Here is an 18,010-nt window from a genome sequence, read left to right as displayed (position 1 = left end):
CTTCCTATATTAAACATCTGATGTTTCCTGAGCTTGAGGCTTCTTTTTCTTCTTAAATATTAATACGAGCGGGATACAGATAAATAATGTCATAGCTGCAACATAGAAGACGTCTGTCATTCCTCTATAAGCTGCTTCAAGTTGAACGACACTTGATAAAGAGCTTGACCAGTTTGTACCATACTGACTTTGTGCTAATTGAGTCGATTCAATCGAGATTGAATCAGTAATTTCACCTAAATGTAAAGTTGTCCGTTTTTGCATAATTAGCGTAAATACGGCAATTGACATAGATGACGCTACTGCACGAATTAAGTTTGATATACTTGATGCCTTACCCACTAGATGTGGTGCAACCGCGTTCATTCCAGCAGTTGAGATAGGCATCATACAAAGTCCAGTTCCAATACCGCGTAACATCAGAACTGGAATCATCCAGTTGTGCATAGTATCAGGTGTCATAAAAGCGAGTTTATACGTAGTGAAGGCCATCAATGTAAGTCCAATCATGCCTAATGGAATAGGACCTGTTTTATTGAATAACTTACCTGCAATTGGCATCATAACTGCCATACAGATTGCTTGCGGCATCATTAAAAGCCCTGTATCAATGGGTCCCATGCGTTGAATGTTTTGTAAAAACAGCGGCATAATGAACATTGCCCCCATCATTCCAACCATTACAAGCGAAGAAATTATAGTACTTACCATAAAAGTAAAATTTTTAAAGAGTGAAAGTTCGATAACAGGATGTTCTGTATTTGCTTCCACATAAATTAAAAATACTAGTGCCCAAAAAGAGATGAAAAATAGTCCGATAATTTCAAATGAACCCCATCCTGCTTTTTGACCACTACTCAATGCATACAATAGTGTTCCCGCGAATGTAGCTGCAAGGAAAAAACCTAAAGCATCAAATGGTTTTGGGGCCGCTTTTTCTGGCGCTTTTAATAAAAACGATACAGCGATAAAAGCTAAAATTCCAAATGGGATACAAACGATAAATAAAAATCGCCAATTGAACCATTCAATCAAATAACCACTTAATGTAGGACCAATTGCAGGGGCAACCATGGCAGAAACGCCCCACAAACTTAGAGCAACAGAAATTTGTTCTCGAGGCATTATTTTATAAATAACAGTCATGCTTAGTGGACCAATAATGCCGCCACCTAGTCCTGTAATAATTCGAAAGGCGATTAAAGACATATCATTCCAAGCAATCGCACAAAAAAAGGTTCCAATAGTGAAAACAGCTAAGGCAACGAGTAAAAACTTTTTATAACCAATTCGTTCTTCCATAAATCCAACAATTGGAACAATTACACCGGATGCTAGCATGTAGCCTGTAAGAACCCATTGAATGGTATCCTGTGTGGATCCTAAATCTGTAGTTAAACTCGGAATTGCAACATTAATTAAACTATTATTTAATACAGCTACAAACGCTCCGGTAATAATTGCAATTAGTGCAAGCCATCTTTCTCTGGAAGATGCTTTTGAAGGAGCAACTGATGATGATGACAAAAAGAGCCCCTCCTTTATTTAATGTGTATATTTACTTCCACATTTGATCCAGGTATAAGATCAATACTTTCAGGTTTTACAATGGCAATTTCAATTGGGATTCTTTGTGTTACTTTATTGAAATTACCACTAGTATTTACTGCTGGAACTAGTGAAAGCGCAGAATTTGTTGCTTTTCCAATATCACGTACTTTTCCAGGAATTGTTTGGCCTTCTAAAATATCAATGGAAACATCGACATCTTGTCCAATTTTAACTTTCTTAATATCAGTTTCTTCTATATTTGCAGAAACATATAATTTATTCATATCAACCATTAGAGCAACAGGTTGACCTGCGGCTGCAATTTCATGTTCCTTTGATAGAAGCTTAATGACTGTACCATCAATAGGAGCACGAATAATTGATTTTCTTATTAGGCCTGGATCAAGATTTGTTGTATCTTGCTCTGCTATTGCTTCGTTTTTTAATAGCGTATCTCCCTCTTTAACATCAATATTTGTAATTTCAGCGGAAATTTGTGGCATTACTTTATATTGATCACCAGCAATTCGTGCATCTTCTGTTTTTAAAAAATGTGTACTTTGGTAATAAAAATAGTAACCAATCCCGCCTCCGCTAATTACGAAAAGTACCAGTAAAATTATTAAGACGTACTTTTTTTTCATATCCTCACCTCTAACGTTCATTTATGAGATAAATTGATTCATAAAATAACCAATTTAACTAATCTTTATGGAATAAGACTCATAGATTACTTTAGCTATAGTGATTTTTTTAGGCAACCAATAAAATTTTATTATCTGTTGTTTTTTAAACAATTAGTAGTATAATTGTTTGATTAGATCAGGATTTTCTACAAAAAGAGGGATTATGTTGGATAGAGAGGTTAATATTGATCGTAGAGTTAAAAAAACACGACAAGTTTTAAAAGATGCACTTATCTCATTAATGGCTGAAAAAGATTTTAGTAATATCACAGTTCAGGATATTACAAGAGTAGCAGACGTAAATCGTGCTACATTTTATTCGCATTATCATGACAAAATCGACCTTATACAGAAAATAGCTGAGGAAATTTTAAACGAATTGAATGCAATACTTATGAAAAAATCTGACGGGTTGCGCTCCTACGACTTACTCGTTCAAATTTTTGAACATCTAAGTGAACATTCTGAATTCTATACAATCATGTTAAGTTCGAATCGCTTCCCAGGTTTTTGGAAAAAGCTATATGCAATTTTTCGCAATGCTACAAGTCGAAGTACGGAATTTTCCGATTCCGATGACAGCATCCCACAGGATATTTTAAATAGCTATATTTTAGGAGCTTATTTCGGGGTCGTAATACAATGGATTAAAAGAGGAATGCCATATTCACCGAAATATATGGCTGAAAAGCTGGCTAATATAAAAACAGTAATTTAATTCATATGGGGGGATGACCCAAAAGTCGCCTTCATAAAGATTTATAAAAAATGATCTGTATGTTTTCAACCGGGGATGGCCTGAGCTCGCAAGTCTGTGGGGTTTCGGCAGTCGCGCTTTTTCCGTAGGAGTCTTGTGAATTTTTCATCATATAATATAAAAAGTAGCAGTAGATAATAAATCTATTGCTACTTTTCTTGTTTTATTCTCTATTTATTTCTTCAATAGCAAATAAACAAAGTATGGTGCGCCGATTAGGGAGACCACAATCCCAGCTGGTATTCCACTTGGTTCTAGCACATTACGTCCTATCGTATCTGCGAATAGTAATAGCCAACCCCCAAGCAAAAGGGCAACTGGTATAAATAGTTGATTTCTAGGGCCTACTAAAGCTTTTGCAATATGCGGCGCCATTAGCCCGATAAAAGTTATTCCTCCTGTAACTGAAACCGCAGTAGCTGCTAAGGCAACTGCTGTTACCAGTAAAGTAATTCGTTCTTTTTCAACGGAGACCCCTACTCCAATTGCCACAGGCTCACTTAATCCTAAAAGATTTAATCTATTAGCTTTATACAAAGTAAATGGAATTAAGATAATTAACCAAGGCAGTATAGCCAAAACAAAAGGCCAATCAGTACCCCAAATATTGCCATTTAACCATTTTGCAATAAAATCAACCTTTGTGCGGTCAGCTGATGAAATAAGGACAATCATAGCGCCAGATAAGGCAATAGAAAATCCAACCCCAATAAGCACTAAGTTTACAGGCTGCAGTCCATTTGTTTTGTTATAAGCCAACAAATAGATTAAACAAGCTGTAAGAATAGCCCCTAAAAAGCCAACTAGTGGAATCAAGTAAACAAAAGAGCCTACTTCGATAGGGAAAAATAAAAAGTAAATAGCAATTGCAAAACCAGCACCAGAGTTAATCCCGATAATTCCTGGATCTGCTAAATCATTTCTTGTAATTCCTTGCAAAATAGAACCAGATAAAGCAAGTGCCATACCTGCTAACAGTGTAATAAAAATTCGAGGCAATCGGATAGAAAACAAAACAAATTCCTCTTTAAACGTACCATTGCCTATTAAAGTCGGAAATAGTCTATCATAGGAAAGGGATGAAGCCCCTAACCCCATACCGATAAAAATAGTAAACAAAATAAGTAGTAGTGATATAAATAATATAACGCGCTGTTTTCTAATTAATGCCGGATGTATCATGTGAATGCTTTTCCTCCTTTACGAACTATGACCAGGAAGAATGGTAAACCGAGCAAAGCTACAATGGCCACAACCGGAGTTTCAAATGGTGAATGAAGTGTACGGCCAAGCGTATCTGCCAACAACATAAAACTCGCACCGATAATTGCTGACATTGGCAAAATAAAACGATAGTCAGATCCAACTAATACACGAACTATATGTGGGATCATAAGACCAATAAAGGCCATATTTCCAACTAAGGCGACAGCCGCTCCTGCTAAGACAATAATAGCAATAAATAAAATGGCTTTGATTGTTGCTATTTTTTGTCCTAATCCAATAGCTACTTCTTCATTTAAGCTTAGTATCGTTAGTTGTCTTGCAAGGAAACAAGAAACGATGATTCCAATTACAATAAACGGGACAATTATTTGGAGTTGACCCCAAGTCGTGCCAATTAAACCTCCTGCTGTCCACATTGAAACATCTTTTGAAATTTTAAAATAAAGGCCAATTCCTTCAGCGATTGCAGTTAAAAATGCAGAAACCGCTGCTCCTGCTAATACGATACGAAGAGGAGAGAAACCTCCTTTTTTTGCAGCACTTATGCCAAACACAATAATTGCTCCTAGCGCTGCTCCAATAAAACAAGCAATCATAGTAATAAAGTAATTTGCAGATGGAATAAAGGCAATTGTAATAGCCAATCCTGCATTCGCTCCTGCAGTTAATCCTAATAATCCTGGATCAGCAAGTGGGTTTCGTGTTATTCCTTGCATAATGGCGCCGGAAACTGCAAGAGCTGCTCCTACAAATATAGCGGCTACTTCACGGGGTAAACGAATTTCACGGATTATCGAAATTTTGTCCCCAGAAGTAGAAGAGGTAAGAGCTAACCATACATCTTTAATTGTCGTATCTGCTGCTCCAAATACCATCGATATTACAAACATGCAAAGAAAAATTATGAGTCCTGCTATTAATTTGTATAGGAATGATATAGAAGTTCCATTTTTTTTCATCATGAGTCTTTCGTCTTTTCCTTTACTAAAATATAGGAAAAGGGGCCATCCCATTAGTGTCTAATTCTAAATACCGGGACAGCCTCCTTTAAAATGTTCTAACGTATAGCTACTCAGTCTCTCGAGTGTGCAATGTGCACCTGATTGAAAGCGTAAAGAGCTAGTGTTAGTTGCCTAAAAATGATGTTTTTAAAAATTCTAATTGCTTCTCCAGTGTGATTGGGTCACTGAAGGATGCACCTTCTCCGTCCATTACAAATACGCGGTTATTTTTAACGGCAGGAATGTTTTTATATGCTTCTGTTTCTTGAAAAGAAGTATCTGCATCAGAGTATTTACTTAGGATTATATAATCTCCAGCGTACTCAGGAAGCACTTCCGTTGATAATGTATAGTAGCCTGATTCTGATGCAACTTCTTTTACTTTTTCAGGCATGTTTAATTTCATTGCTTGATATAAGATTTCTGTTCCACGAGCAAAGTTATCGCCGAAAACATAAAGGTCTTTTCCATAGCTTTCCATGACAGATACAGTTGCATCCTCGCCTATTTTTGCTTTGATTTCTTCTCCGGCAGCTTCTGCACGTGCTTTAAAGTCATCAACCCAGGCTTTAGCTTCTTCTTCTTTATTTAAAAGTTTGCCAATTTCAATGTGTTGCGTTAAATAATCAACTTTTCCCCAAGTATAAGTAACTGTAGGAGCAATTTGACTTAATTTATCAACATTTTTAATAGTTGATAATCCAATGATTAAATCTGGTTCTAATTCAATAATTTTTTCTAAATCTTCATCTGTAACGACTTCAGCATCCTTTAATTTATCAGCAAGTGCTGGACTATTCTTAGACCATTCTTCTACACCAACGATATTGCCACCTAACTGCAATACATTGCCGGCAAAACCGGAAAGTAAAACAATTCTTTGCGGGTTTGCAGGAACTTCAACTGGACCATTTTCAGATTGGTACGTAATAAATTCTTCGTTTTGTTCTTTTGAAGTATTGTTATTATCGTTAGCTTCTTCTTGTCCACAAGCACTAATAAGAAGAACTAGAAGCAGCATAAACGGGAATATGAGTTTTTTCATGTTGTTTTTCTCCTTTTAATAAGTTGTAAGTAATGCACATCGGTTTATTTGTTCTGGGATCCTGTCCAATTACTGCATCGATTTCAAAAATTTGCCGAAGCACATCCTGAGTAATAACTTCTTCGCAAGTGCCCGCTTTCACAATTTCACCATCTTTTAGGGCGATGATATAATCTGCAAAACGAGCTGCTTGGTTTAAATCATGTAAAACCATAATAATTGTGCGTTCCTGTTCATGATTTAACTTTTGTAATAATTCTAAAATCTCCAATTGGTGTGCCATATCTAAATAAGTCGTAGGTTCATCTAGAAAAATAATTTCCGTTTCTTGAGCAAGGGCCATAGCAATCCACACACGCTGCCTTTGACCGCCAGATAAGGCATCAACAGGGCGATGTTTATAATCGGCTGTTCCTGTAACCTCAAGCGCCCATTCAACTACTTCATAATCTTTTTTGGTTAATCTTCCAAAACCATTTTGGTAGGGAAACCGTCCGTAGGATACTAACTCGGAAACGGTTAAACCAGAAGTACTATCGGGAGTTTGAGGAAGAATGGCCATCTTTTTAGCGAGGGATTTTGTATTTTCCTTTGAAATATTTTTCCCATCTAATAGAACTAATCCAGACTGATGGGGGATAATCCGGGTAATGGCTTTTAATAATGTGGATTTTCCACAACCATTCGAACCAATAATGGTTGTGATTTTTTTATCGGGAATAGTAACACTAAGATTTTTTACTATTAACTGTTCACCGTAGCTAATGCTTAAATCATCTGTAAAGAGGCGAACCATCATTTTATACCTCCAAAATTAAAGATTAATATATTATTGAAAATGATTATCAGTATCGATTATGTTTTAAATATAAAACGAGCTTTATTGAATGTCAATTTAAAATTGAAAATCAATTATATAGTTAGGTATTTGTGCTAAGGCTTCGCTTTATACATCGCATATTAAATGACAATTAGAAAAACTAAAAAAGTTAATTTTGCTGTGCTTTTTGTTTTCAATAATAGCCTAATTTTATTTGTCATTTTATAATATCACAAAGTAATTTAGAATTATTAATATTGTAATAAATAATATATTTGAAAATATTAATAAGGAAAGAACATAAATTTACAATTAAGGAATACTGAAGAATTAACATAAACTGAAGTGGAAAAATAACTAAGAAATATACAGTTATAATAAATGCAGGGATGTTGATACTAATAATTTCTAATTGACGGTTAGCTCCGTATTATATATTATATTGAAGGAAAACGAATGCCCGGACTATAACGGGAGAGGTTCATAGCTGATACCCTCTATAAAAAACTATGGAAACATGACAATATGCCATGTCCATAAAGGACGTGGCTTTTTATGTTTTTTACATAAGTTTTAATAGAATGATTAGTGGTGCCTCTCTTGAAAAGTGTTGGGAAACATTTTACAAGGAGGTTTTTTTATGTCTGGCAGAAGCCATGAAGAAGGTTTAAAGGATTTAACGTTATTAGGAAATCAAGGAACAAAATATTTATTCGAATATGCACCCGAAGTATTGGAGGCGGTGGATAATCTTCACTCAAACCGTGATTATTTCGTTAAATTTAATTGTCCTGAGTTCACAAGTCTATGCCCACTGACACATCAGCCTGATTTTGCGACAATCTATATTTCATATATCCCGGACAAAAAAATAGTGGAGAGTAAATCGCTAAAATTATATTTATTTAGCTTTAGGAATCATGGTGATTTTCATGAGGATTGTGTGAATATCATTATGAACGATTTAATCAAATTACTTGAACCAAGGTATATAGAAGTTTGGGGGAAATTTACTCCACGTGGAGGAATTTCAATAGACCCATGGTGCAACTACGGAAAACCAGGTACTAAATATGAAGAAATGGCTAATTATCGTTTAATGAATCATGACCTTAATCCAGAAAAAATCGATAATCGATAAACCAAGTTGAATCTATATAAATTAAGAAAGGGAAAATTCATGAGAATAATATTCTACCTATTATCCATTATCATCGCTAATGTTGTAACGGCAGCGTTTGCACCTTTACAATTAGGGATGTTTATCGTTCCGATGGGGACGCTTTTAATTGGATCAACCTTTATTTTTAGAGATCTTGTGCAAAATAAATATGGCAGAGCAAAGACCTATTTATTTATTTTTATTGCATTAATTTTATCAGGTATTGTTTCATTCATACTTGGGGATACAGTTTGGATTGTGATGGCATCTGCAATTTCATTTGTAATCTCCGAGACGGCTGATACAGAAATTTATACACGTTTGAAACTTCCGATTGCTTGGCGAGTATTATATAGCGGGATTGTTGGAGGATGTCTCGACTCTGTAATTTTTGTAGTAATTGGTTTAAGTCCGATTGGTGCAAATGTTTTACCATGGGAAGCTATTCCAGCGGCTATATTAGGCCAAATCATCGTAAAGACAGTAATTCAAATGTTCGGTGCACTAATTTATAACCGAGTTCGTGTAATTAATAGAAAACCTCTAATCTCAGAATAATAAATTATAGTTAATAATTTTCCTTAAAATAAGTTAATAGTAAAAAAGACTTACAAAAAGCGCAAGGATGTGATAATTAATATCATTCTTGCGTTTTGTTTTTAATACTTTTCTAACGAAAATCTCAAATTGATAAGAGTGAAATTTTTACCATATATAGACTTGCTTATAATAAAATGGTAACATAATAGAAAATTGCATTAATCAGGTTATTTTCCAGAAAATGCTTACAATTTAACTTAATTTGAAAAGGCAAACTCATTGAAAAATGGGGACGCAAAGCCACGGGTCTAAGGTTTGAAAAAACTATGATAGCCGGGTTGCCGAAAAATCTAATGAAGTTTTTGGCTGCTCACTTTTTGAGTAGATTTTTCAACGGTTTAGCGGGGGCGATTGCAATCATAAGGGGGATTATTAGTTTGGAAAGTGCAAAAAACCGTATCATTCTTATTTTATCTTCAATAATTCTTATAGCCTCAATAATTGTTCACTTCCTTCATCGAGTATTAAATGTTTCTTTATATTGGATCGATGAACATCCAATTCATCACATTCAGCAATCAGATTTAGTTCTTAACATTTTTTTAAGTATCCCTATACTATTACTCATCACAACGCTTTTCTTTTATCGTAAAAATAACGATCATTCAATAATACCTCTTTTGAATACATTGACAATTACATTTGGCAGTATGTCGATGATTGCTGGCGGAGAAGGAATGGTAGAATATCATTTCTCAATTTTTATGGTAGTTGCTATAGTTGGTTATTATGAAAAAGTAAATCTTATTATTGTTATGACTCTGCTCTTTACTATCCAGCATTTATTAGGTTTTTTCTTTTTAAGTGAATACGTGTTTGGACAGTTGGAATACCCATTTTCAATGCTTATAATTCACGCTTTATTTTTACTAGGAACTTCAGGTGCCATCACATGGCAAACGATTCAAAAGAGTAAGCTATTAGCGGATTTAGATCAAAAACAACAAAAACAACAAATTTTAAGTGGAGTAATCGAAAAACTATCAATTAGCTCTGAAAAACTAATAAATGCATCAGTACAGCTAAATGAAAATTATGATTTAAATAGATTAGCCATTAATGGGATGGCAGCAAATATTCGAGAGATATCTAGCGGTGCCGACATACAGAGGCAGCAAACGGAGGGCAGCTCTGCAGCAATTCAGGAAATCAACCATGGGATTCATGAAATTACCGAAACAGCTAAGGAATTATCCGAAATTTCAATAGCTACAGCAGATGAAGCAAATGAAGGAAATGTAATGATTTATAAAACTGTTCAACAGATGCAATTAATAAATGAAAAAGTAAGCTCATCTTCAGAGATGGTAAAAAAACTGAATCATCGTTCTGAAGAAATTGGTGATATCGTTAAAATTATTACAGACATTGCTTCTCAAACAAACTTGCTAGCTTTAAATGCTGCAATTGAAGCAGCAAGAGCTGGAGAGCATGGAAAGGGATTTGCTGTTGTAGCGGATGAAGTTAGGAAATTAGCGGAGGAATCAGTTGGTTCCGCAAGTAAAATTACAAGTATAATAAAGTCTATTCAAGAAGACACAGTCTCTTCAGCAAAATCAATGGATCAAGTAATTAATGAGGCGAAAACGGGATTAGAGGTTGTTAAAGAAACTGGCGAAATTTTTGGCCGAATTTATGAATCAATCAATGGTGTTGCAAATCGAATTAAACAGATTGCTTTATCATCAACAGATGTTTCAGCAGCAACAAAACAAGTGTCATTGTCCCTAAATGAAATGTCCTATTTTGCTGAAATGACTTCAGCAAATACACAAAATGTAGTTCATTCATCAGAAGAACAATTAGCCTCTGTGGAAATTTTATCGACTTTAATTACATCGTTAAATGATATTACATTAGAATTGCAGGAGCTAATTCGTGAAACAGAACAGTTAAGGTAAGGAAGAGTACCCTTTAATTACTAAACAAAAACAGACGCATCCTAAATATTTGGATGCGTCTGTTTTTAAAAAACTTAAAAATCAAAGTTGTCAGGGTCTGGACCTACACGGTGATTTTTATTTAATTGATTAATTTGCTCCACATGTTCATTTGATAGCTCAAAATTAAAGACATCTGCGTTTTCAACAATTCTGTGCTCTTTTGTAGATTTTGGAATAGTTACAACGCCGTTTTGTAAATCCCAGCGTAATATAATTTGAGCAATTGTTTTATTATAATGGTTAGCGATTTCTTGTAGAACTGGATGATCCAATAATTGACCTTGCGCAAGAGGAGACCAAGCCTCTACTTGAATTTCGTTTGCTTTACAGTAAGCACGTACTTCTTGTTGAGTTAACAGCGGGTGGAATTCTACTTGGTTAACCATTGGCTTAATTTCTGCATCTTTCATTAAGTCTTCAAGATGGTGAACCTGGAAATTACTTACTCCAATTGCCTTTACTTTTCCTTCTTTATAAAGAGTTTCTAAAGCACGCCATGCATCTTTATATTTTCCTTCAACAGGCCAGTGAATAAGATACAAATCTAAGTAATCAAGCTGAAGCTTCTTTAAGCTTGTCTCAAAAGCTGCAAGAGTTGATTCATAACCTAAATCAGAATTCCACACTTTTGATGTAACAAATAAATCTTCTCTAGAAAGTCCTGTCTCTGCTAGCCCTTCTTTAATGGCTTGCCCAACGCCTTCTTCATTTTGGTAAATAGCCGCTGTATCAATGCTGCGGTAGCCGTGCTTAATAGCATATTTGACAGCATTAACTAGCTCAGGCCCTTCTTCAACTTTAAAAACGCCAATACCAAGCCAAGGCATTTTAACGCCGTTATACAAAGTAGTTGTGTCTTGTAAATTTTTAATCATTATTTATTCCTCCAGTTTTTTTATAAAGTATTGAAACATTCCAGCAAATAAATTAGCGCACCACCACCTTATTTATTTGTAAGAGCTGTACTTCATAAAATCTTTCTTTTACCAAATAAGAAAGTATATGAATTTTTTAGCAATGTCCAGCAGCAAGATTCACTAAGTGCTTCCTCCTACGAAAAAAGGCTTTTCTCGACAAGACTCCAGCTGTAGGATTCATATGAAGTTAATTGACCGCCTAAATAGCGATGTGGCGATTTTTGCCATAAACACAGCTAAAGGCTGCTAACACTGATGTTATTTTCGTTGCTCTTTGCTTCTAGGAATCGACTCCAGCCAGTTAGAAGAACGGCAACTGCAACCATTAAGGCTCCTATCCATGTAGTATGAATAAGACCAATAGAGTCGGCAACGATGCCGCCTAAGAAGGAACCAATTGCAATTCCAGCGTTAAATGCCGCAATATTAATAGCTGATGCTACATCTACCGCAGTAGGTACATAACGCTCTGCCAACATAACTACATAAACTTGTAGTCCGGGAACATTCATGAAAGCCAGAAGTCCCATAAAGAAAATTGTAATTAAGCCCGCAATTTTAAATGGTGCGGTAAACATAAGAACAAAGAGAATAATGGCTTGAACTATAAACATATAAAATAATGCTTTAATTGGATTTCGATTAGAAAGTTTTCCACCTAAAGTATTGCCTATTGCAATCGCAATACCGTATCCAAATAATACCACAGAAATAGTTCCCTCATTAAATCCTGTAACTTTCTGTAGTAAAGGCGACAGATAAGTAAAGACGACAAACGTTCCTCCATAGCCTAATGCGGTAATAATAAAAATAAGTAATAGGCGGCCATTTTTAATTAATTTAAATTGATCGCTAAATTTTATGCGAGTTCCTTTTCTTAATTGAGATGGTACGAGAAGCATATTCGCAATCAATGCGATAACGCCAATTGAAACAATAACAATAAAGGCGATTCTCCATCCGAAATGTAATCCAATAAATGTACCAAATGGAACACCAGTAACAGTAGCTATTGTAAGCCCAGTAAACATTATTGCTATGGCACTAGCTCGGCGATTTTCTGGAACTAAATCTGCTGCAATTGTTGAACCGATAGACATGAAAACACCATGTGAAAAGGCTGAGATCACACGTGCCACAAGTAAAATCCCGATATTTGTAGCTCCGGCAGCGAGACTATTTCCTAAAATAAAAATAATCATAATGTATAGCAATAATGATTTGCGTGACATCCTTGAAGTAAGGGAGGTCAAAATCGGCGCCCCAAAAGTAACACCTAAAGCATATAAGGAAACCGTTAAACCAGCTGTAGTAACCGGTATTTGTAAATCTTCAGCAATGAGAGGCAATAGACCGACACTTATAAACTCGGTAGTACCAATTGCAAAGGCACTCACTGCTAATGCAAGCAATGCGAATGTGATTCGCTTTTTATCTAAAGGCATTTATGTTTTCCTCCTTAAAATCATTAATAAACTTAAAAAATTTGTTAAAGTGCATCTCGCAAATGTTATTATGGTATAACAGGTTATTGAAAGGAAGTACGTACTTTAAAGTGATATAGAAACCGAAAAGTGATATAGTTACTTTTTGGTACCTGTAGGGAGGTTAATAAATGGAGAAAAAATACAATATTTCGGTAGAAGCAACATTGGAGGTAATTGGAGGGAAGTGGAAATGCGTAATTTTATGCCACTTAACACATGGAAAAAAACGGACAAGCGAATTAAAACGTCTAATGCCAAATATTACGCAAAAAATGCTGACTCAACAATTACGTGAATTGGAGGAAGATGGTGTAGTTAATCGTATTGTTTATAATCAAGTTCCTCCTAAAGTTGAGTATGAGTTAAGTGAATATGGTTGGAGTTTAGAGGGAATTTTAAACTCCCTATGTACTTGGGGAGAAAATCATATTACGAAAGTATATGGCAATAAATTCGAGGTTCTAGAAAATAACGTGTTAAATGAAAATCTAAAGTAATGGATAGCTTATAAAAAATAGGACCTCTCCAGAAAAATAAAATTTTCTGAACAGACCCTATACAGTTTATTGTAATCAAAAGGTGATGCCCCAGAATAAATTTTTGGACATCACCTTCTGTTAATTTTATTTAAAGAATGAAACTTTTTTCAATACAACACAGACAGGAATCGCAACAATGATTCCGACAACATTTTGAACAATGTTTCCAGGGATAGAAGCTGCTGGTGCAATCCAGTTACTATATAAAACACCTTCACAAACGTAATAGACTGCTAACATGAAAGGTGCTGAGGCAATTGCAGCAATAATGTTGAAACTAATGCTGCTGCCGTTGCGTCCGTTCGACCAAGCAATTTTCCCAACAACATATCCTTGTAAGCCACGAGCAATAATAGTGAATGGTGCCCATAATGTCCAACCAGATACTAAATCAAATAATCCCATACCAATAGCACCTGCAATGGCTCCCTTTTTAGGTCCAAAAAGGATAGAGGATATAAATAGCATTGCAGTTCCAAGATGTACTAATCCGCCATTTGCTGTAATGGGCAGCTTTATATTCAAAAAGACAGTCGCAACAAATACGAGTGCAATGAGCATAGCTGATAAAATTAAATCGAAAGTTTTTGTACGTGAACTTGAAGCGCTGTATGTTTTTTGCATAGTGATAAACCATCCTTAACTTTTAAATTTACTGATAAGAATAACGAAGGTCTGGCACTTTTAAAAGTATCACTTTTGCATAAAGTTTAGTGGTCAGTTATGGAGGCAAAATAAGAAGTTTTTAGAAATAAGATATTAGAAAAAATGGGATATCGAAAAAGTTGCTTGTAGTCTTAGAGGAGATTTTTTCTACAGTATTAGGAACTTTTAAGCATAAATTATTGGATAATACATAAATTAGCCAACCAAAAAGTAAGCATTTTTTAATGATGTATTCTGCCGTTATTCTAATTAAAGCTAGTATTCCTCGCCAAACTTTTATCATGATAAAAAAATTTCAAATGGACAAAATAAGCTTTGAGGAAATATGGATTAGGCAGTTAAATTCCTTTTCTATATTTTTCAAAACAGATCAATGAGGAGGATAGCTATGCCAAATGTAGAAGTAAACTGTGCTGTAACGAACTGTTTTTTCCATAAAAAGGGGAACCTTTGTGGGGCTGAAAAGATCCAAATCGATATGGATTATCATTCAAAAAACAAAAATACAGAGTTTGCTACTGATCTTGACTTTGAATCGATTTCGGAGGAAGCAGGTCATTCTGCAGATACATGCTGTAAAACGTTCAGACCTAAAAAAGAGCACGTTTTATAAATTGAAATTCGTTTAAAGAGTTCGATTTTTAGTGCATATTGGCAGCTGTTCAAAACATTGAGAATGAGGAGCCGTTCAAAAGTTACCTGAGAACGGCTCCTTGTAATTCGTAGGCATTAATTGTCTAATGCATTTTAAAGTAAAAAACAACTAAAAGGATGTTAATCAATTATATAGAAAACGGAGAAAATCCTATGCTATGAAATTAAGTTTATCAATAAGCATGTGGGAGCATCGTTCAAAGAAATATAGGGCTGTCCGAATTTTACTTTCTGACAGCCCTCATTAATTATTGCACTAGATATTCTTCTTTTAATTCGGAAACATCAACTTCAGAACGTTCCTCTAATGAACGTCTTAAGTGAACGGTTGCTGTTTTTCCATCGTCATGCAGCTTGTCTATCCAAATTGATACACCATTGTAGCTAACTTCATATTCTTTTGGTGAATCTATAATTTCCTGTGCACGTTGAAATTCCAAAATGATGACCTCCTATTTATTAGCATTCGTATTATTTTTCGCTTTTTCAACCAAAAGATGAAGCTCTTCTATTTCTTCTGCCATCTCTTCCTTCATTCTATTTGGTGCGATTTTTTGGCTTTTTGGGGTTTGAGGTAATGAACTTCGATTATTACTTTTTCCTTTACTATCATCTCTGCCCATAAGGTAGTCTCCTTTCATTTCAGTTCATTTCTTAATATGGCATTGTCATGATTTTTTAATCATAAACCCTGAAAAGTATTTTAAGGAGATACCTTTTATGTAATGATGGCTACATGACTGTAGGAGCTATGTTATAAAATAAGGGGCAATCAGAAAATTCTTTTTCTGTTTTGCCCCATTGAATAATGAATTAAGATTTATTCTAGACTTACACCTGTTTTTTGGGATAAATCTTCAATACCATATAACCAATCTCTTAGAATTCGTCTAGCTTCGTCTAATCCTTGATTTGCTTCAGTTATAGTATCGACATTTTGCTCTTCTAATGCGGATATCATTAAAGTAAATGAATTATATTGTATGTTTGCAGCTTCGATATACATTTCGTGAAGCTCTCTAATTTCTTGATTTTTTGGCATAATTGCTTCCAAATCGATGATAAATTGTCTATAACTAGGTATCACGTCATTCAAAAGTGTATTGTATATCATTTCATCATTTACATAATTTACACCTGTTACACTGTCGTAAAGTCCAATTATTCTTTCTTCTTCAGGTGCAAGTAATACTATTTCGTTCATATACTCTGTAAATGCTTGTGATAATTCTTCACTATTAGAAGATGAGGTGGAACTAGTAGGCTCAGTATCTTCCGATTGTTCAGTATTTGATGCTTCATCAGTATTTTTGGGGTTTTCTGTTTTGCTTGGTTCTTCAACAGCCTGTTTTTCAATATCTTCTTGGGAATTTGAATTACTACAACCAACTAAAAAAACAAAAGTAGCAAAAGCCAGAAAAAGTAAAAGTTTTTTCATGGGTCTCCATTCCTCTACTGATAAAAGCTTCTCATAATCAGTAGAATTTGTTTTTAGTAAATTGCATTCTTTTTAGTGTATTCAATTACTTTTAAATTGGTGATTAATAGTTCAAAAAAAGAGGACGTCTCATAAGGGTATGAGACGTCCTCTTTCTGTATCGAAAGCGAAGCTTCAGATCAAGGTTTAAGTATAAAAATAAGGAAAACTGCCCCCAAAAAAATTGTGATACATACTTCTGGGAAAGCCACTTTCCCTTCCAACTATTTTGTAATTTGAGCTGCCTCTATAATTGCTTGAGTTGCAGAAATCAGGCGGTCAATCTCTTGTTCTGTATTATATGGTGCCAATCCTGCGCGGATAAAGCCACCTTTTTCTGTGATGCCTAATTTATCGCAAAGTGTAGTAGCATAAAAATCACCGCTAGCAATATAAATCGAGTATCGGCTCGCCATTTGCTGACAAAATGATATTGGATCAATTTTTTCAATTCTAAACGCGATAGTTGGTGTTTTTGCATAAGGCGATTGATATAGTGTCACTTCAGGAATTTCTCCAAGAGCGCCACGCAGTCTTTGATCAAGTACTTTTTCATGCTTTTCAATTACTTCATATGCACTGACTATTTTTTCGCGTCGATTATTGCCATTGCCAAAGCTTGCAATAAACTCCACAAGGGATTCAAGGGATGCAATGCTTTCATGATTTTGTGTGCCAGTTTCTAGTTTATCAGGAAAGTAACTTGGAGCTGGTTTTAGTTTATAAACGTTTAATGAATCGAACAATGCTTCTTTAATTACAGCGACGCCTAAATGTGGGCCGAAAAATTTATAGGTTGAACAAAATAGAATATCGACATCTAGTGTATGAAAGTCGACTGCAAAATGGGGAACAGCATGGACTGCGTCAACAATAACAATTGCCCCGACTTCTCTAGCACGTTTTACTATTGGTGCAACATCTGTAATCGTTCCAATCACATTAGAAGCAAGAGATACTGCAACAATTTTAGTATTGGAATCAATCAGTTCTGAAAGTTCTGAAATATCTAGCGATAATGTATTCGTATCTACTGGAATAAAACGTACATTAGTATTTTTATCTTGGGCAGCTGTTATCCATGAATCAACATTTGAACGGTGGTCAATTTCAGAAAGAACGATATTATCCTCATTCGTCCATGTTCTAGATAATGCTCTTGCAACTGCAAACATTAGAGACGTTGAGTTTTGACCAAAAGCAACTTCAGTTGGCTTTGCACCAACTAAATCTGCAATTGCTTGACGTGCTCTATCTATACACTGTTCGGTTTCCTTGCTCGTTGCAAATTCCCCATGTAAGTTGGCTCCGCCATTTGTCATATAAGCAACAATTGCATCAATAACTGGTTGAGCAACTTGTGAACCACCAGGGCCATCAAAGTAAGCAACAGGTAAACCGTTTTCCGTCCGATTTAATGCTGGAAAGTGCTGTCTTATTTCACTTAATTGGATCATATCTAACCACTCCCTTTTTGA

At 35.1% G+C, this 18,010-nt stretch carries 19 protein-coding genes and 2 riboswitches; of the genes, 6 read left to right on the top strand and 13 right to left on the bottom strand.

Features of this window, described 5'->3' with window-relative positions; all coding sequences use genetic code 11:
- Positions 1-9: 9 nt before the first annotated feature.
- On the bottom strand, positions 10-1,527 hold the full coding sequence (locus tag MKY04_RS21805) for a DHA2 family efflux MFS transporter permease subunit (RefSeq protein WP_126296115.1): 1,518 nt from the start codon (positions 1,525-1,527) through the stop codon (positions 10-12).
- Positions 1,528-1,541: 14 nt separating this feature from the next.
- Positions 1,542-2,195 carry an HlyD family secretion protein gene (locus MKY04_RS21800; protein WP_346235117.1) on the bottom strand — a complete coding sequence of 218 codons (654 nt, stop codon included), beginning with the start codon at positions 2,193-2,195 and terminating at the stop codon, positions 1,542-1,544.
- 208 nt (positions 2,196-2,403) lie between these two features.
- On the opposite strand from MKY04_RS21800, the gene MKY04_RS21795 reads away from it, so the two are divergent.
- Positions 2,404-2,955 (top strand): TetR/AcrR family transcriptional regulator, encoded by a 552-nt coding sequence (locus MKY04_RS21795; RefSeq protein WP_185807826.1) that lies wholly within the window; start codon positions 2,404-2,406, stop codon positions 2,953-2,955.
- Positions 2,956-3,168: 213 nt separating this feature from the next.
- Here the strand turns inward: MKY04_RS21795 and MKY04_RS21790 are convergent, their stop codons facing one another.
- The 4 genes from MKY04_RS21790 to MKY04_RS21775 all read right to left on the bottom strand — a co-directional run bounded on the left by MKY04_RS21790 (position 3,169) and on the right by MKY04_RS21775 (position 7,063).
- On the bottom strand, positions 3,169-4,176 hold the full coding sequence (locus MKY04_RS21790) for a FecCD family ABC transporter permease (RefSeq protein WP_126295571.1): 1,008 nt from the start codon (positions 4,174-4,176) through the stop codon (positions 3,169-3,171).
- Positions 4,173-5,183: a FecCD family ABC transporter permease gene (locus tag MKY04_RS21785; protein ID WP_126295572.1), complete on the bottom strand. Its 1,011-nt coding sequence runs from the start codon at positions 5,181-5,183 to the stop codon at positions 4,173-4,175. The genes MKY04_RS21790 and MKY04_RS21785 overlap by 4 nt, the downstream gene beginning before the upstream one ends.
- 163 nt (positions 5,184-5,346) lie before the next feature.
- The gene (locus tag MKY04_RS21780; RefSeq protein ID WP_346235116.1) at positions 5,347-6,267 is read right to left on the bottom strand and encodes an iron-hydroxamate ABC transporter substrate-binding protein; all 921 of its coding nucleotides are present in this window, start codon (positions 6,265-6,267) and stop codon (positions 5,347-5,349) included.
- Positions 6,218-7,063 carry an ABC transporter ATP-binding protein gene (locus MKY04_RS21775; protein ID WP_126295590.1) on the bottom strand — a complete coding sequence of 282 codons (846 nt, stop codon included), beginning with the start codon at positions 7,061-7,063 and terminating at the stop codon, positions 6,218-6,220. The genes MKY04_RS21780 and MKY04_RS21775 overlap by 50 nt, the downstream gene beginning before the upstream one ends.
- Positions 7,064-7,557: 494 nt before the next feature.
- Positions 7,558-7,604: riboswitch (PreQ1 riboswitch) on the top strand.
- A 123-nt stretch (positions 7,605-7,727) separates the two neighbouring features.
- Here MKY04_RS21775 and queF point away from each other — a divergent pair.
- From queF to MKY04_RS21760, 3 genes are all read left to right on the top strand, one after another.
- Positions 7,728-8,228: a preQ(1) synthase gene (gene queF / locus MKY04_RS21770; RefSeq protein ID WP_126295574.1), complete on the top strand. Its 501-nt coding sequence runs from the start codon at positions 7,728-7,730 to the stop codon at positions 8,226-8,228.
- A gap of 39 nt (positions 8,229-8,267) precedes the next feature.
- Positions 8,268-8,807 carry a VUT family protein gene (locus tag MKY04_RS21765; RefSeq protein WP_126295575.1) on the top strand — a complete coding sequence of 180 codons (540 nt, stop codon included), beginning with the start codon at positions 8,268-8,270 and terminating at the stop codon, positions 8,805-8,807.
- 241 nt (positions 8,808-9,048) lie between these two features.
- A riboswitch (cyclic di-GMP riboswitch) is annotated at positions 9,049-9,135 on the top strand.
- Between the two features lie 91 nt (positions 9,136-9,226).
- Positions 9,227-10,750: a methyl-accepting chemotaxis protein gene (locus tag MKY04_RS21760; protein ID WP_185807789.1), complete on the top strand. Its 1,524-nt coding sequence runs from the start codon at positions 9,227-9,229 to the stop codon at positions 10,748-10,750.
- Positions 10,751-10,824: 74 nt separating this feature from the next.
- Here MKY04_RS21760 and MKY04_RS21755 read toward each other — a convergent pair whose 3' ends face one another.
- Both MKY04_RS21755 and MKY04_RS21750 read right to left on the bottom strand, forming a co-directional pair.
- Complete coding sequence (locus tag MKY04_RS21755; protein ID WP_346235115.1) at positions 10,825-11,667, bottom strand: aldo/keto reductase; 843 nt, start codon at positions 11,665-11,667, stop codon at positions 10,825-10,827.
- 278 nt (positions 11,668-11,945) lie between these two features.
- Positions 11,946-13,154, bottom strand: a complete 1,209-nt coding sequence (locus MKY04_RS21750; RefSeq protein ID WP_346235114.1) for an MFS transporter — start codon at positions 13,152-13,154, stop codon at positions 11,946-11,948.
- A gap of 170 nt (positions 13,155-13,324) precedes the next feature.
- On the opposite strand from MKY04_RS21750, the gene MKY04_RS21745 reads away from it, so the two are divergent.
- Positions 13,325-13,693: a winged helix-turn-helix transcriptional regulator gene (locus MKY04_RS21745; RefSeq protein ID WP_126295579.1), complete on the top strand. Its 369-nt coding sequence runs from the start codon at positions 13,325-13,327 to the stop codon at positions 13,691-13,693.
- 126 nt (positions 13,694-13,819) lie between these two features.
- Here the strand turns inward: MKY04_RS21745 and MKY04_RS21740 are convergent, their stop codons facing one another.
- Positions 13,820-14,359, bottom strand: a complete 540-nt coding sequence (locus MKY04_RS21740; protein WP_346235113.1) for an ECF transporter S component — start codon at positions 14,357-14,359, stop codon at positions 13,820-13,822.
- Between the two features lie 430 nt (positions 14,360-14,789).
- On the opposite strand from MKY04_RS21740, the gene MKY04_RS21735 reads away from it, so the two are divergent.
- The gene (locus MKY04_RS21735) at positions 14,790-15,014 is read left to right on the top strand and encodes a DUF1540 domain-containing protein (protein WP_126295581.1); all 225 of its coding nucleotides are present in this window, start codon (positions 14,790-14,792) and stop codon (positions 15,012-15,014) included.
- Between the two features lie 289 nt (positions 15,015-15,303).
- On the opposite strand, the gene MKY04_RS21730 is transcribed toward MKY04_RS21735, so the two are convergent.
- The 4 genes from MKY04_RS21730 to MKY04_RS21715 all read right to left on the bottom strand — a co-directional run bounded on the left by MKY04_RS21730 (position 15,304) and on the right by MKY04_RS21715 (position 17,989).
- Positions 15,304-15,495 (bottom strand): H-type small acid-soluble spore protein, encoded by a 192-nt coding sequence (locus MKY04_RS21730; RefSeq protein ID WP_126295582.1) that lies wholly within the window; start codon positions 15,493-15,495, stop codon positions 15,304-15,306.
- 12 nt (positions 15,496-15,507) lie between these two features.
- Positions 15,508-15,678 carry a hypothetical protein gene (locus MKY04_RS21725; RefSeq protein WP_346235112.1) on the bottom strand — a complete coding sequence of 57 codons (171 nt, stop codon included), beginning with the start codon at positions 15,676-15,678 and terminating at the stop codon, positions 15,508-15,510.
- A gap of 197 nt (positions 15,679-15,875) precedes the next feature.
- Positions 15,876-16,493 carry a hypothetical protein gene (locus tag MKY04_RS21720; protein WP_126295583.1) on the bottom strand — a complete coding sequence of 206 codons (618 nt, stop codon included), beginning with the start codon at positions 16,491-16,493 and terminating at the stop codon, positions 15,876-15,878.
- Between the two features lie 263 nt (positions 16,494-16,756).
- Positions 16,757-17,989, bottom strand: a complete 1,233-nt coding sequence (locus MKY04_RS21715) for a cysteine desulfurase-like protein (protein ID WP_346235111.1) — start codon at positions 17,987-17,989, stop codon at positions 16,757-16,759.
- Between the last annotated feature and the right edge of the window lie 21 nt (positions 17,990-18,010).

The sequence above is a fragment of the Lysinibacillus telephonicus genome, assembly GCF_039654155.1.
Lineage (GTDB): Bacteria > Bacillota > Bacilli > Bacillales_A > Planococcaceae > Ureibacillus > Ureibacillus telephonicus.
This window is presented reverse-complemented; position numbering and strand designations above follow the sequence as displayed.

Excerpts from the sequence above, each read along its gene's own strand:
- MKY04_RS21800 (WP_346235117.1), bottom strand. The coding sequence starts at position 2,195 with ATGAAAAAAAAGTACGTCTTAATAATTTTACTGGTACTTTTCGTAATT.
- MKY04_RS21790 (WP_126295571.1), bottom strand. The coding sequence starts at position 4,176 with ATGATACATCCGGCATTAATTAGAAAACAGCGCGTTATATTATTTATA.
- MKY04_RS21785 (WP_126295572.1), bottom strand. The coding sequence starts at position 5,183 with ATGATGAAAAAAAATGGAACTTCTATATCATTCCTATACAAATTAATA.
- MKY04_RS21780 (WP_346235116.1), bottom strand. The coding sequence starts at position 6,267 with ATGAAAAAACTCATATTCCCGTTTATGCTGCTTCTAGTTCTTCTTATT.
- MKY04_RS21775 (WP_126295590.1), bottom strand. The coding sequence starts at position 7,063 with ATGGTTCGCCTCTTTACAGATGATTTAAGCATTAGCTACGGTGAACAG.
- queF (WP_126295574.1), top strand. The coding sequence starts at position 7,728 with ATGTCTGGCAGAAGCCATGAAGAAGGTTTAAAGGATTTAACGTTATTA.
- MKY04_RS21765 (WP_126295575.1), top strand. The coding sequence starts at position 8,268 with ATGAGAATAATATTCTACCTATTATCCATTATCATCGCTAATGTTGTA.
- MKY04_RS21755 (WP_346235115.1), bottom strand. The coding sequence starts at position 11,667 with ATGATTAAAAATTTACAAGACACAACTACTTTGTATAACGGCGTTAAA.
- MKY04_RS21750 (WP_346235114.1), bottom strand. The coding sequence starts at position 13,154 with ATGCCTTTAGATAAAAAGCGAATCACATTCGCATTGCTTGCATTAGCA.
- MKY04_RS21745 (WP_126295579.1), top strand. The coding sequence starts at position 13,325 with ATGGAGAAAAAATACAATATTTCGGTAGAAGCAACATTGGAGGTAATT.
- MKY04_RS21740 (WP_346235113.1), bottom strand. The coding sequence starts at position 14,359 with ATGCAAAAAACATACAGCGCTTCAAGTTCACGTACAAAAACTTTCGAT.
- MKY04_RS21735 (WP_126295581.1), top strand. The coding sequence starts at position 14,790 with ATGCCAAATGTAGAAGTAAACTGTGCTGTAACGAACTGTTTTTTCCAT.
- MKY04_RS21725 (WP_346235112.1), bottom strand. The coding sequence starts at position 15,678 with ATGGGCAGAGATGATAGTAAAGGAAAAAGTAATAATCGAAGTTCATTA.
- MKY04_RS21720 (WP_126295583.1), bottom strand. The coding sequence starts at position 16,493 with ATGAAAAAACTTTTACTTTTTCTGGCTTTTGCTACTTTTGTTTTTTTA.
- MKY04_RS21715 (WP_346235111.1), bottom strand. The coding sequence starts at position 17,989 with ATGATCCAATTAAGTGAAATAAGACAGCACTTTCCAGCATTAAATCGG.